Below are 11,967 nucleotides of genomic sequence, written 5' to 3' on the forward strand. Positions count from 1 at the left end.
TTGTTTACCATATGAAGGTGGTTATTTAGATCAACCAGCCATCTACATAGAAGCATTTGAACATATACAAAACATTAAAAATCAGTATGAAGCAAATCGGAGGGGGTGATTAAATGGCAGGTAGAAATACAGTAGAAATTACACTTGCTGCAAGAGATAGAGCAAGTAAACAAATAAAAAGTGCTTTCGCTAGTATCAAATCTTCTGCTTCATCTGCTTTAGGTATGCTTGGAAATGCTGCAGCATTAGCTGGAGTTTCATTAGGAGCTTTACCAGCTTTAGTTGCAAAAACTGGTATAAGTTATAATGCTATGCAAGAACAAAGTGCAGTTGCTTGGAAAACTCTCTTAGGTAATGCAACAGCAGCGCAAGATATGTTAAGTCGAATTAGTGATTTTGCTAAAGCTACACCTTTTGAAACAGCAGATGTTGATATGATGGCTAAATATATGCACAATGCAGGATTAGAAGGTAAAGCTTTATTTAAAGAGCTAATGAAAGCAAGTGATGTAGCAAGTGCATTTGCTATTCCAGCAGACCAAGCAAAAGAAATGGTTAGGCAAATGTCACAAGTTCGTCAAGCTGGGGTAGCTTATACAGAGGATCTAAACATTTTACAAGATCGAGGTGTACCGATTTACAAGGCAATTGCTAAAGAAATTGGTGGTACAGCAGCAGACGTAAAAATTCTAGCAAGTAAGGGTAAATTATCAAGTGAAATATATATTAAGGCATTTGATGAAATTTCTAAGAGTGTAAAAGGCGCTTCTAAAGCTCAAAGTGAAACTTTTAACGGTATGATTAGCACTATGCAAGATAATTTAAAAATTATCAGTGGTGAAATTATGAAAGGGGCTTTTGAAAAATTAAAAGGTACACTTGATTCACTAATGCCTTATTTAGATAGATTTTCAGCTACTTTGAAAGATGAAGGGCTTCATGCTGCTTTAGCTGAAGTTTTTGGTGAAGATAAAGTAGCTTCAGCAGAAAAATTATTTACTACCATTAAAGATGTAGGTGTAACTGCCTTTAATCTCCTTAAAGGTGCAGTTAAATTTGTTTATGATAATTTTGAAATCTTATTACCAGTATTAGCAGGAGTTTATACAGCAATTAAAGCTTTTCAGATTATCAAAACTGTACAAGGTTTAATGGTTCTATGGAGAACTTCAACAATCGCCCAAACAATCGCCCAAGGTGGATTAAATGCAGTATTAATAGCAAATCCAATTGGATTAGTTGTAACTGCAATAGGTCTTTTAGTAGCTGCTGGAATTTATCTATATCGGAATTGGGATACAGTCAGATCCAAAACAACTCAATTATGGAATAAATTAGGTGCATTCAGACCAGTTGCAGATGCTATTTTAGGTCCAATTGATGATTTAATTCGTGGTGCATTTCGTTTAGCTGATAATTGGGATAGTACAAAGAGTGTTTGGGGTAATGTATGGGATTTTATTAAACGATCAGCAGCAAGTGCAGTAAATGATGTAATTGATAAAATAAATAGCTTGATCAATAAAATCAATAAAATTCCTGGTGTAAAAGTACCGATTATACCAAAAGTTAGTTGGGGAAATACAACAAAACCAGGGAAAAGCACTAGTGGAAGTTCTGTAACAAGTAGGACTTCTCATGTAGCTCAATATGCAAAAGGAACAGATTTCCATCCTGGAGGATTCGCTATAGTTGGTGAAGAAGGTCCTGAATTAGTTAATCTTCCTAGAGGAGCTTCAGTAAAAACTGCTTCACAAACAAAAGCTTTATTAGGTGGTCAAACAGTGAATAATACTTACAATATCAATGTTACTGGAAATAATGTTGATATTGATGAAAATAGATTAGCAAGAATGCTTCGTAGGGAGGCATTGTTATATGGCTAGGGAAATTTTTTCATGGATTGATGCAAATGGAGTAGAACATAATTTAAGTGGTGATGATGGAATAGATGTAATGATTGGTCCAGAAGGTCGTTTTATGCCTTCTTTTTCTTTTGTAGAAGATAAAATTCCTATACAAGCTGGAAGCAGACTTAGAGGAATAAATGTTGAAGCAAGAGAAATTGATTTACCACTTGAAATAACTTGCACTACTCAATCTGAATTAAGAAACAAAATTAGAAATTTATTGAATTGGTTTAATCCATTAAAAGGTGATGGATTATTAAAGTGTGTTGCTGTTGATGGTACAACAAGAGTGTTAAACTGTCGTTATTCTGGAGGACTTGAAATAACTGAAAGTGGGCAAACATGGCAAAGAATGGTTTTAGTTCTAAAAGCGTTCGATCCTTATTGGTATGATTCTAGTACAGTTGTTCAAACGTTCACTACAGGTCAACCAGCAACATTTTTTCCTTTCTTCCCTTTACGTTTAACATCATCTACAGTTTTTGCAGATATTGCAATTAATAATATTGGTGATGTAGAAACAAATCCAGAGTGGATTATAACAGGTCCAGGAGATACTATTATTCTTCGTAATCTTACTACTGGCGAAATTTTTAATCTGAATACTTCACTTGGAGTAGGAGAGATTTTAATTGTTAATACCAAAATTGGTAAAAAATCAGTTAAAAAAGGTGATGGCAAAAATCTATTTGGCTATCAAACTGATGATTCTTCATTATGGGCTTTGCAACAAGGACAAAATAGTATACGGATTGAAATGTCTAACGCTACAACAGATTCTTCAGTTCAATTAACCTATACTCCTAGATATTGGGGTGCTTAATTATGTATGAGTTATTCGTAAGAGATAAATATTTTACAAAGGTAGCACAGATTGATAATTATCAAAGTTTAGATGCTGTAATGCGTTTTAATGCTCCTGGTTCATGGGTTTTAGAATTACCAAGTAATACTGAAGCAGCTCAATATTTAATAAAACCAAAAGCTGGAATTGTAGTTGAAAAAGATGGTAAAACACTTTTTTCTGGTCCAGTTACTGGAATCAATCGAAAATGGGATAAAGATGGAGATCTTTTAACAGTAAATGGTTATGATGATTTGATTTTACTTCAAAGAAACCTAGCATATCCTGTACCTTTAGGACCACCATACACTTCCCAGGATTATGATATTAGAAAAGGTAAAGCAGAAACGATTATGAAAGCTTATCTAAACGCAAACATAGGAGTTAATGCTAGATCAGATAGGAAAATTGAAATCACTACAGAAGCCGATGCTGGATTAGGTACTATCATTACTGGTAGAGCAAGATTTCAAACTTTGTTAGAATTATTCACTTCGTTAGCTCTTATTGGTGGAGATTTAGGTTTTCGTATAGTCCAGGTTAATAACGCTCTACAATTCCAGGTATATCAACCTTCAAACAAAACTAATATTGCTGTATTTAGTCCAGGTTTAGGTAATTTATTAGGATTTGAGTATTCTACAGAAGATCCAGAAGTTAACTATACAATTGTTGGAGGTATTGGTGAAGGTAAATCAAGGACAATTCTTGAAAAAGGTGATTATTACAGTATTACTAACTACGGTCGAATTGAAGAATTTCTTGATCGTAGAGATATAGATGATAATACCGAATTAGCACAGGCTATGGATGAAGAATTATCTTCAAAATCTCGAAAAATAAAATTAAGTATTACACCTATTGATACTGATTCACTATCGTTTGGCACTGATTACAATGTAGGGGATAAAGTTTCTATCATTCTTCCAAACTCAAATAATTCAGATGTTGATAAAATTAGTGATGTAGTTAGAGAAATAAAAATCACTCTAAATCAAGGTGGAGTTTTGGTTAATCCTACAATCGGAACACCTGAATCAATGGGGAGTAAGTTATTAAGTTTCGCTGAGAAAATGAGTAAAATGAAATTTCGTATGAGTAAATTAGAAAGGAGATAGATAAAATGGCTATTTCATACTTTCCTTTTGATACTGGACCTGGTGCAAGTATCCAAGAAAACCAGTGGTCAAAAATGGCTCAACATTGGTTAGGAACTGGAGTATTAAAAACCATCATGAATGAGTTGTTAGTTTATGCAGATTCTACAGGGATGCAAGTTAAAGTAAAATCTGGTGCAGCATACATTAAAGGTCACTACTATGATAATGATTCAGAAACTACTTTAGGTATTGGGAACTCAACAACATTACCTCGTATTGATCGTGTTATTCTTCGATGTGATTGGACTTTAAATAATATTCAATTAGCAGTAATACAAGGTACACCAACACTTTCACCTGTAGCACCTCCTTTAACACAAAACACTTCTAGATGGGAGATTTCATTAGCTCAAATTGCAGTTGGTGCTAATGTTGCTACAATCTCTGCTGCAAGTGTTACGGATGAGAGAGATTTTGGGAACGCTCAAAATGTTTTATGGTCTGGATCTTCTTATTTAAGTTCTGGAGCGGTAGTTTCACCAACAAAAAAACTCTCACAATGTAGAAATGGATGGATTTTAGTTTGGAGTGACTATGATCCAGGTGTAGGTTCTAACGATTGGGATTTTGCACATAGTTTTGTGTCTAAAAAATCAGTTGAATTAAAAAATGGATGTACTCATTACTTCCCAATAATCTGTAACCTTACCACAAGCGCTGTTACTTTAGTAGGTAAACAAGTGCGTATATATGATGATCGAATAGAAGGTCAACCTATAAACGATCCCTCTACAGGTTCTCCAAGCTCTGGTGATGTTTGTTTAAGATACATTATAGAAATGTAGAAAGGGTGAGAAGATGAAAATCTATTTAACTGTACAAAATACAAGAGTTGTTCAATTAAGCTATTTAAGAAATACTCCAGAAGAAATTGAACTAGATGTACCAGAAGATCATGAAATAATTAAGAATCCATTTGTTTATGTAATTGTTGATGGACAGCCTGTAAAAGATGATGAGTATCAAGATTACTTGATTAATAGACCACAAGATAAATCTGAATTAGAGCAAGTAAAAGAAGAAAACGCAGCATTAAAGCAACAAATGATACAACAAAATATTGATATGCAAGAGTTTATGGATTACATTTTACAAGCTTTAGGAAAATAGGAGGAAACATCATGACAGTATATTCATTTCGTATAGGACCTTACGCAAGAGATATTTATTTATACGGTAGACAAAAATTAGATACTATTCCAGTCGAATATTATACTCCTGTTGAAAATTACGCAGCTAAAAACTTTACAAGAGGACAAATTTTAAACGCTTTAGAGCGTGGATATATTACCCAACAGCAATATGATGAAACAATAGCATTAATATCTGATGAAGTAGTTTTACCAATGTCTGCACCTACAAATGATTTAATGTAAGGTGTATTTTTTATGCCCTGTTTTTACAGGGCTATTTTTATGGAGAGAAGGTAGATCATGGAGATTGGTTTTATAGCGATATTACCAAAGTTAATTCAAACAGCCTTGTTATTTTACTTCCTTGTTAAATTTTTAGATTTTGTTACTGGCTTACTTAAAACCTGGAAAGGTGTTTCACCTTATAAATCTAGAGTTATGCGTGATGGGATTATTCGGTGGATTGGCGAACTTGTTGGGATTGTCTTTGTGTTGGCTCTCGATTTTGTATTGGGTCTTAACTTCTACTTAACAGGCTTTACACTTGCTTTATTTATCTATAAAGAGGGTGGAAGTATTGTAGAGAATTTAAGAGCTATTGGTGTAGTGCTTCCTTCTCAAGTGGAGGAAAAATTAAAATCGTTTGATAAAGAAGATAAAGGAGAGGTACAAAATGACTTGGAGAAATGAATTCATTCCCAAAAATAAGTACACAAGACCAGGAACATTATTAAAAGATGTAAAAAAAATTGTTCTTCATTGGACAGCAAACCCAGGAGCGCCAGCTAAAAACCATGTGAAATATTTCGGTGTTACTTTACCAGCTCAAAGTAAAGTATTAGAGCAACAAGGTAAAAAATATACTGCTGCTTCTGCTCATATCTTTGGTGATCGTAATGAATCAGTTTGTATTATTCCATTAAATGAAGTGGCTTATCATGCAAATGATAACTATGATAAAGGTTATCGAGGAGTTAAAGAAATCGCTCCAAATGCTAACCTCTACTCTTTAAGTTATGAAATGTGTGTAGAAGAAGATGGAACGATTCACCAGGACACTATCAAAAGAGCAATTATTGACATTGCAGCACTTTGTAAGACTTATAAATTAACAGAAAAAGATATTGTTAGACACTATGATGTAACTCATAAACCATGTCCTGAGCCTTTTGTAAAGGATGAAAAATTATTCGAGGACTTCAAAAAACAAGTAGCTTTAATACTTAATCCTCCTACACCAAAGCCAGTAGTTATACCTGTTGTAAAACCTAAACCTCCTGTTTACCCAGGAAAAATTTTAAAAGTAGGTTCTAAAGGAAGTAATGTTAAACTAATTCAAGAAAAAGTTAAGGTTACAGTGGATGGTAAGTTTGGTCCATTAACAGAAAAAGCAGTGAAAGACTTTCAAAAGAAAAAAGGATTAACAGTTGATGGGAAGGTTGGTCCTAAAACTTGGAATAAAATGTTTCAGTAAAAAAAGTAACCTTGTTTCCTATGTTGGATACAAGGTTACTTTTTTTGGTAAATTTGTTATATAACTAATGCTTAGTTGTATAAGGAAAAGGAAAGAACCTTCATTGATAGAAGGTTCTTTTGTTCATTATTCTCCAGTTTCAGCAAACTGTTTAATACGATTTCCAATTTGGTCACGAACTCTTTGGAACACATCCCATTCTTGACCTGCTGGATCATCAAATCCCCAATGAACACGTTTTACATGTGGTGGTGTTACTGGACATACGTCATTCGCATGACCACATAAAGTTACAACTAAATCCGCATTATTTAAGATTTCATTATCAATCATATCTGATGTTTGATTACGAATATTAATATCAACTTCGTCCATTGCTTTAATTGCGTTTGGATTTACACCATGTGCTTCGATCCCAGCTGAAAGGACGTTCCATTCGTTTCCTAAATATTTTTTTCCCCATGCTTCTGCCATTTGGCTACGACAAGAGTTTCCTGTGCATAAGAAGTAAATTGTTTTGTTAGCCATATTGTATTCTCCTTTAGTTTTCATGAAGTATTCGATAAATGATTGCTGCACAACTTGCTCCTAATATAGTTGCAACAATGTAAATCCATAAAGAATGTGTTGTACCAGATAGAATTGCTGGACCAATTGATCGTGCAGGATTCATCGATGCCCCGCAAATCGGACCTGCAAACATGGCTTCAAGTCCAACTGTTGCACCAATGGCAACCCCAGCAAAGGATTTAACAGCTTTTCCGTGGATAGCTGAACCTAAAATGACCATCATTAAGAAAAACGTCAAAATAAACTCCAGTATAAATGATTGTTCCCAAGAACCTCTTGGTAAGGTAGCACCTAATGAAGCAACGTTCCCAAATAAACCAAATAACGTCGCACTCGCAGCTATAGCCGCAAGTAATTGAATCAGAATGTAACTAGCTGCTTCTCGTTTCGTTACGTCACCATGAATGAAAAAACCAATCGTCACAGCAGGATTAAAATGGGCACCTGATACGTGCCCAAAGGTATAAATTGATGCCATGACGACCAGACCGAACGTTAAGGCAATTCCTACATGCGTTAAACTGTTCGTTAAAGCATTAATAACAATAGCACCTGTTCCAGCAAATACTAAAAAATATGTTCCTAAAAATTCTGCGATTAATTTCTTTCTCACGTTTCTGCACCTATCTAAATGGAATTTTTAACAGCATTGATTTGTTGAAGAAGTAGTTGGTACACAACAGCTTTCTTCTTTCACACTATGGACTTCACTATCTGCTTTTGTATGAAAGAACTCCCATTCATTTCCGTCTGGATCTGTTACCCAAAATTTATCTTGAACAGCATAGCAACATGTTGTATTCATTTCTTCGCGAGCGAAGAAACCTTCCTTTTCTAGTCTTTCCTTGTGAGCTAAGATTTCTTCAGCTGTTTCAACTTGGAAACCAAAGTGATTTACTTGATTTCCTTCCACTCGATCACGTACATTCAATGTGAAATTAAGACCTGGATTTTCTAACAGAAATTTCGCATATCCTTCTTTCACTTTCACAGGTGATGAACCAAAAACCTTTTGATAAAAAGCTATTGATGCCTCTAAATTTGTCACGTTAACTCCTACATGAACATATTTCATACAGAATTCCTCCCTAAATTTATTAATCAAAAAAATTTGATTTAATGATTAAAAAAAAATTAACAACAATTACTGTTACGTTTACCGTTATCTGATTTTCGGAAAATACAACAAAGCTCTTCTGATAGCAAGCTGTTAACTTCTGTGTCGTTCAAGTCGTAATAGCTCCATGTACCTTTCGTTTCTTTTACAATGAGCCCTGCATCCAGTAAGATTTTCAAATGATAAGAAAGCTTTGATTGTGTCATATCGAACGTTTCCGTTAAATCGCATACACATGTACTTCCTCTTTGGCAAAGCTCATACATGATTTCTAGACGCTTCTGATCAGCTAACGCTTTAAATTTCTGCTCATATTTCTGGAACTGTTGTGTCATCTCAGTCATATACTTTCTCCTTTATCAAATTTTCTTGATGAACTAAGTATATGTTAACTTATCAAATAATATTTTAAAACTTCTTACTCAACTAGTCTGCCATTTAGTTGAACAAGAAAATCAAAATAATACAATAAATGCTTATTAAAAAATTAAACATTTTCTTCATTAAGCTCTATGATCTCCTCGTACTTAGGGCTCATTTTTTATCTCCAGGAACACTAATAGCCGATTCCTTCACAACTCCGTTTTCAATTCTCAATGCAATCGTACCTAACCATCTATCCATATTTGGTTTCATTTTCATTGTACAAGTAAAAAATCTAACATGGACAGATTCTTTAGTTTCTTTTGTAACAACAGGGCAAGCCAATAGATTTCCAAGACGTTTTAAAACTGCTTCTTTTTTCATACCAACTATTTCTTTCTTGATGAATGATTCGTAGTAGTTTTTTAATGGAAACATGATAATCTTCTCCAGAATTAAAATTAGATATATTATACAATATTTTAACTAAAATAATTCCTAAGTTTGTACCTAGTAGAATAGATTAATTATTATATATTTTAATTTTCTGAAATTCGTTATAATTTGCCATATAAAACATGGAGGTGTTGGGGATGGGAGCATTAATATTTCTGTTAGTATTAGTAATTATTGCAGTTGGTTTAATTTATTTGGTTATATCTTCACAGAATAAATTCAAACAAAAGATAAAACAATCTGGAGCTGAAAATATTATTACTGGATTGCATATTGAAGGTTTAGGCATTGGCTTAAAAGAATTGTGTGAGATTTACGTTTTTAAGGATCATATAAGAATTGAAACATTTAATAAAGTAAAATTCAATATTAAAATGGACCAAATAAGAGCTGCTGTAGTTAAGAATGAACAAGAATTAGTTGCAAAAAATAAAAGTGTTGTAGGTAGAGCTGTAATTGGAACATTACTTGTACCAGGACTAGGAACTATAGTTGGGGGAATGTCTGGTATAGGTACAAAGACGAAAAAAGGAAAAACGAATACCTACTTAATTTTAAACTTCTTGAATTCTAAAGGGGAATTAGATGCAGTTACTTTCCAAAATAACTACAACCTCATAGCAATTAATAAAGTATGTAAAACAATTAATGATTCTTTAGTTAAAGTAAATGGTGAAAAAGTAATTGAATTATAATAAAAAAGTTCTAAATTCTCCTAAAGGGATTTAGAACTTTTTTTATTTATAAACTTAATTTTATTCCTCGAAATACCATATATCCTCAACTTTTAAATCCAATTTATGTGCGATCCTCATAGCTACTTGTAATGTGGGTATACTTTCTTCTTTAAGAATTAAAGTTAAAGTTGAATGGTTTATACCAATCAATTTAGCAAATTCCCCTTTTTTAATTTTTCGATCTGCAAGTATAATCCTCAATCTATTTTTCATGTTCATCACCTAATTTAATGGATTCTACATTAAAACTGATTGTCCTTTCAAAATATTTTTTTAGTACACGCAATATTAGGCAAATACCTACATAAAGTGTAAAACAGATGTTAAACCAAATCGAAATTTAGCTAGTCTTGTTTAACACCTGTTTAACTGGAGGTGGTTTTATGAGAATAGGTGTAGATCCAGGAAATAAAGAAATAAAGGTTGCTGCTGCAAATGGAGCAATTGCATTTAACAGTTGTTTAGGAGAATGGAGAGAAAGAAAACTTACTAGTAGTTTTAGTGAAAATGATATGGAAATTGAATGGAGGGGGAAACGTTATTTCTTAGGAGATCTAGCAGAAAATGAAAGTCGTTTTAAGTTACAAGCGAACGGAATTTCTAAAGTGCATGATGAAGGAGTTTTAAGGGTTCTAATTGCTTTATATCAGTTTGAAAGTGATGTATTTGATATAACTGTTAGTCAACCGATAAAAGGGCATACAGACAGGTTAAAGGAGAAATTCAAAGCAATGTTATTAGGCAATCATGAATTAATTGTTAATGGCAGAAGAAAAGAGTTTTATATTGAAAATGTAGGAGTATCTGCAGAAGGAGCTGTAGCTTACTTTACTACAGAAAAAGAATATTTAACTAGAATCATTGATATTGGAAGTGGAACAATTAACGGAGCAACAATTAAGAATGGTAAGTTTATAGATTTAGAAAGCTTCACTATTCAAGGTGGTATGAATGATGGAGATCCAGCTTTAATTGCTGATGTAATACATTCAAAGCTAAAAGGTTTATGGAGTGAAGACGATTCAATGCATTTAATTGGTGGTGGGGCTGAAAGCGTGAGTAAACATCTTAATTTTCCAGGTTCTTTTGTGCATTATCCATTTGAAAATGAACCTAAGTTTGCTAATGCTATTGGGCTTTACTTGTTAGGGGAGTTGCTTCATGAGAGAGGTAAAAGGGGTTAGTTTTAACTTAAAAGAAAGGTATGAAATTAAACTTTATAACTTCGCTAAAGAACAAGGAAGTTTTAGTAAGTATGTTAAGCGATTGATCCAGATGGATATGGAGGGAGTAAAAACAATTAGTAAACCTGTAAAGAAAACAAATGAGGATCTTGATTCCTTTTGTTAGGAGTGATTTTATGAAGTTTACCTATAGGAAAGATAAAAGATTTGGTGAAGATTCTCCTTGGTTTTATGGTCAATTTGGCAATTATGAATATACAGCAAAAGTATTTGATGATCCTGAAGTATCTGGTTTTAGGAATGGCAGAGTGAAGAAATTTAGTATTTATGACAATGATCTTAATGAAGTAGTTGGTTATGATGGGGGGGTTACAGAAGGTAGTTGGAAACATCATTTATACGATTTATACGATCCATTAATTGAGGAATTAGAAAACGCTCCTACATCTACTGATAGTTACTATTCTAAGGTTAAAAAGTATTGGGGGTTCTAAATTGGATATTTACAGTGATGAATTCAGAGAGAAAACAAAAGACCTTTTTATAGATCATCATAATTGTATGGGGATGGATACTGAAGAAGCAGCAGATTTATTTGAAGATTCACCTTTTAACCAGGTGTATAAATGGTTAACTAAGATTGGTTATAACATTGATGAATATGGAGGGGAAATGTAATGGCAGCTACAACAGTATTAATTGGAGCAACAGCAGTTGGTTTTGGTGTATTGCTATATGAAGCTGTAGCAGAAAATTTTGATTTTGATCATCTTGAAAAAGTGCGTAAGATCCGTAAAGCATATTTGAAATTTGGTTATCCTGTAACAGTCGTTTTTGTAGGCTTAGGTGTATTCGTTAAGCTAGTTCATATTCTTATTTAAATGTTTTCGTTTTAATATGCGTAGTATTAAACACTTGGAGAATGATAGAAGCGAATGGTTAAAATGTTTATCTAATAATATTGGTTATATTCGTTCTAATATTCGTTTGTAGCGTAACTATCTATATAGATATTAAGA

The 11,967-nt window shown here is 33.2% G+C and carries 20 protein-coding genes; 14 read left to right on the forward strand and 6 right to left on the reverse strand.

Translation table 11 applies throughout. From position 1 onward, the window contains the following. Positions 1 to 113 precede the first annotated feature (113 nt). Genes RAH41_RS08185 through RAH41_RS08220 form a run of 8 tightly spaced genes read left to right on the forward strand, consistent with a single transcriptional unit; the run spans position 114 to position 6,521 of the window. On the forward strand, positions 114 to 1,886 hold the full coding sequence (locus RAH41_RS08185) for a tape measure protein (protein ID WP_331221759.1): 1,773 nt from the start codon (positions 114 to 116) through the stop codon (positions 1,884 to 1,886). Next, positions 1,879 to 2,733 (forward strand): phage distal tail protein, encoded by an 855-nt coding sequence (locus RAH41_RS08190; protein WP_331221760.1) that lies wholly within the window; start codon positions 1,879 to 1,881, stop codon positions 2,731 to 2,733. The genes RAH41_RS08185 and RAH41_RS08190 overlap by 8 nt, the downstream gene beginning before the upstream one ends. Before the next feature lie 2 nt (positions 2,734 to 2,735). Then, positions 2,736 to 3,872, forward strand: coding sequence for a siphovirus ReqiPepy6 Gp37-like family protein (locus RAH41_RS08195; RefSeq protein ID WP_331221761.1), 1,137 nt, complete (start codon positions 2,736 to 2,738; stop codon positions 3,870 to 3,872). A 5-nt stretch (positions 3,873 to 3,877) separates the two neighbouring features. Next, positions 3,878 to 4,699 carry a hypothetical protein gene (locus RAH41_RS08200; protein WP_331221762.1) on the forward strand — a complete coding sequence of 274 codons (822 nt, stop codon included), beginning with the start codon at positions 3,878 to 3,880 and terminating at the stop codon, positions 4,697 to 4,699. A gap of 13 nt (positions 4,700 to 4,712) precedes the next feature. Continuing rightward, positions 4,713 to 5,024, forward strand: coding sequence for a hypothetical protein (locus RAH41_RS08205; protein ID WP_331221763.1), 312 nt, complete (start codon positions 4,713 to 4,715; stop codon positions 5,022 to 5,024). An 11-nt stretch (positions 5,025 to 5,035) separates the two neighbouring features. Beyond that, positions 5,036 to 5,290, forward strand: coding sequence for a hypothetical protein (locus RAH41_RS08210; RefSeq protein WP_331221764.1), 255 nt, complete (start codon positions 5,036 to 5,038; stop codon positions 5,288 to 5,290). A 57-nt stretch (positions 5,291 to 5,347) separates the two neighbouring features. Further along, positions 5,348 to 5,737, forward strand: a complete 390-nt coding sequence (locus RAH41_RS08215; RefSeq protein ID WP_331221766.1) for a phage holin family protein — start codon at positions 5,348 to 5,350, stop codon at positions 5,735 to 5,737. Next, a complete protein-coding gene (locus RAH41_RS08220) occupies positions 5,721 to 6,521 on the forward strand; it encodes an N-acetylmuramoyl-L-alanine amidase (RefSeq protein ID WP_331221768.1) in 801 nt (266 codons plus the stop codon). Before RAH41_RS08215 ends, RAH41_RS08220 begins: the two co-directional genes overlap by 17 nt. A 126-nt stretch (positions 6,522 to 6,647) precedes the next feature. On the opposite strand, the gene arsC is transcribed toward RAH41_RS08220, so the two are convergent. The 5 genes from arsC to RAH41_RS08245 all read right to left on the reverse strand — a co-directional run bounded on the left by arsC (position 6,648) and on the right by RAH41_RS08245 (position 9,009). After that, positions 6,648 to 7,049, reverse strand: a complete 402-nt coding sequence (gene arsC / locus RAH41_RS08225; protein WP_331221770.1) for an arsenate reductase (thioredoxin) — start codon at positions 7,047 to 7,049, stop codon at positions 6,648 to 6,650. A gap of 13 nt (positions 7,050 to 7,062) precedes the next feature. Further along, complete coding sequence (locus RAH41_RS08230; protein ID WP_331221772.1) at positions 7,063 to 7,704, reverse strand: aquaporin; 642 nt, start codon at positions 7,702 to 7,704, stop codon at positions 7,063 to 7,065. 27 nt (positions 7,705 to 7,731) lie between these two features. Further along, positions 7,732 to 8,166, reverse strand: a complete 435-nt coding sequence (locus RAH41_RS08235; RefSeq protein ID WP_331221773.1) for an ArsI/CadI family heavy metal resistance metalloenzyme — start codon at positions 8,164 to 8,166, stop codon at positions 7,732 to 7,734. A 59-nt stretch (positions 8,167 to 8,225) separates the two neighbouring features. After that, positions 8,226 to 8,543 carry a metalloregulator ArsR/SmtB family transcription factor gene (locus RAH41_RS08240; RefSeq protein ID WP_331221984.1) on the reverse strand — a complete coding sequence of 106 codons (318 nt, stop codon included), beginning with the start codon at positions 8,541 to 8,543 and terminating at the stop codon, positions 8,226 to 8,228. Positions 8,544 to 8,742: 199 nt separating this feature from the next. Further along, positions 8,743 to 9,009, reverse strand: a complete 267-nt coding sequence (locus tag RAH41_RS08245) for a hypothetical protein (protein ID WP_331221774.1) — start codon at positions 9,007 to 9,009, stop codon at positions 8,743 to 8,745. Between the two features lie 155 nt (positions 9,010 to 9,164). Between RAH41_RS08245 and RAH41_RS08250 the strand changes: the two genes are divergently transcribed. Next, entirely contained in the window at positions 9,165 to 9,722 is a 558-nt protein-coding gene (locus RAH41_RS08250; RefSeq protein WP_331221776.1) for a hypothetical protein, read from the forward strand. 60 nt (positions 9,723 to 9,782) lie between these two features. Here the strand turns inward: RAH41_RS08250 and RAH41_RS08255 are convergent, their stop codons facing one another. Further along, complete coding sequence (locus RAH41_RS08255; RefSeq protein ID WP_331221778.1) at positions 9,783 to 9,977, reverse strand: helix-turn-helix transcriptional regulator; 195 nt, start codon at positions 9,975 to 9,977, stop codon at positions 9,783 to 9,785. Between the two features lie 170 nt (positions 9,978 to 10,147). Here RAH41_RS08255 and RAH41_RS08260 point away from each other — a divergent pair, with 170 nt between their 5' ends. Genes RAH41_RS08260 through RAH41_RS08280 form a run of 5 tightly spaced genes read left to right on the forward strand, consistent with a single transcriptional unit; the run spans position 10,148 to position 11,829 of the window. Next, entirely contained in the window at positions 10,148 to 10,948 is an 801-nt protein-coding gene (locus RAH41_RS08260; RefSeq protein WP_331221780.1) for a ParM/StbA family protein, read from the forward strand. After that, entirely contained in the window at positions 10,926 to 11,114 is a 189-nt protein-coding gene (locus RAH41_RS08265; RefSeq protein ID WP_331221781.1) for a hypothetical protein, read from the forward strand. Before RAH41_RS08260 ends, RAH41_RS08265 begins: the two co-directional genes overlap by 23 nt. A 10-nt stretch (positions 11,115 to 11,124) precedes the next feature. Next, on the forward strand, positions 11,125 to 11,442 hold the full coding sequence (locus tag RAH41_RS08270; protein WP_331221782.1) for a DUF7678 domain-containing protein: 318 nt from the start codon (positions 11,125 to 11,127) through the stop codon (positions 11,440 to 11,442). Position 11,443: 1 nt separating this feature from the next. Beyond that, positions 11,444 to 11,626 carry a hypothetical protein gene (locus RAH41_RS08275; protein WP_331221784.1) on the forward strand — a complete coding sequence of 61 codons (183 nt, stop codon included), beginning with the start codon at positions 11,444 to 11,446 and terminating at the stop codon, positions 11,624 to 11,626. Then, positions 11,626 to 11,829 carry a hypothetical protein gene (locus RAH41_RS08280; protein ID WP_331221785.1) on the forward strand — a complete coding sequence of 68 codons (204 nt, stop codon included), beginning with the start codon at positions 11,626 to 11,628 and terminating at the stop codon, positions 11,827 to 11,829. The genes RAH41_RS08275 and RAH41_RS08280 overlap by 1 nt, the downstream gene beginning before the upstream one ends. Positions 11,830 to 11,967: the final 138 nt, after the last annotated feature.

This window comes from Gottfriedia acidiceleris, assembly GCF_036421055.1.
Taxonomy (GTDB): domain Bacteria; phylum Bacillota; class Bacilli; order Bacillales; family Bacillaceae_G; genus Gottfriedia; species Gottfriedia acidiceleris_C.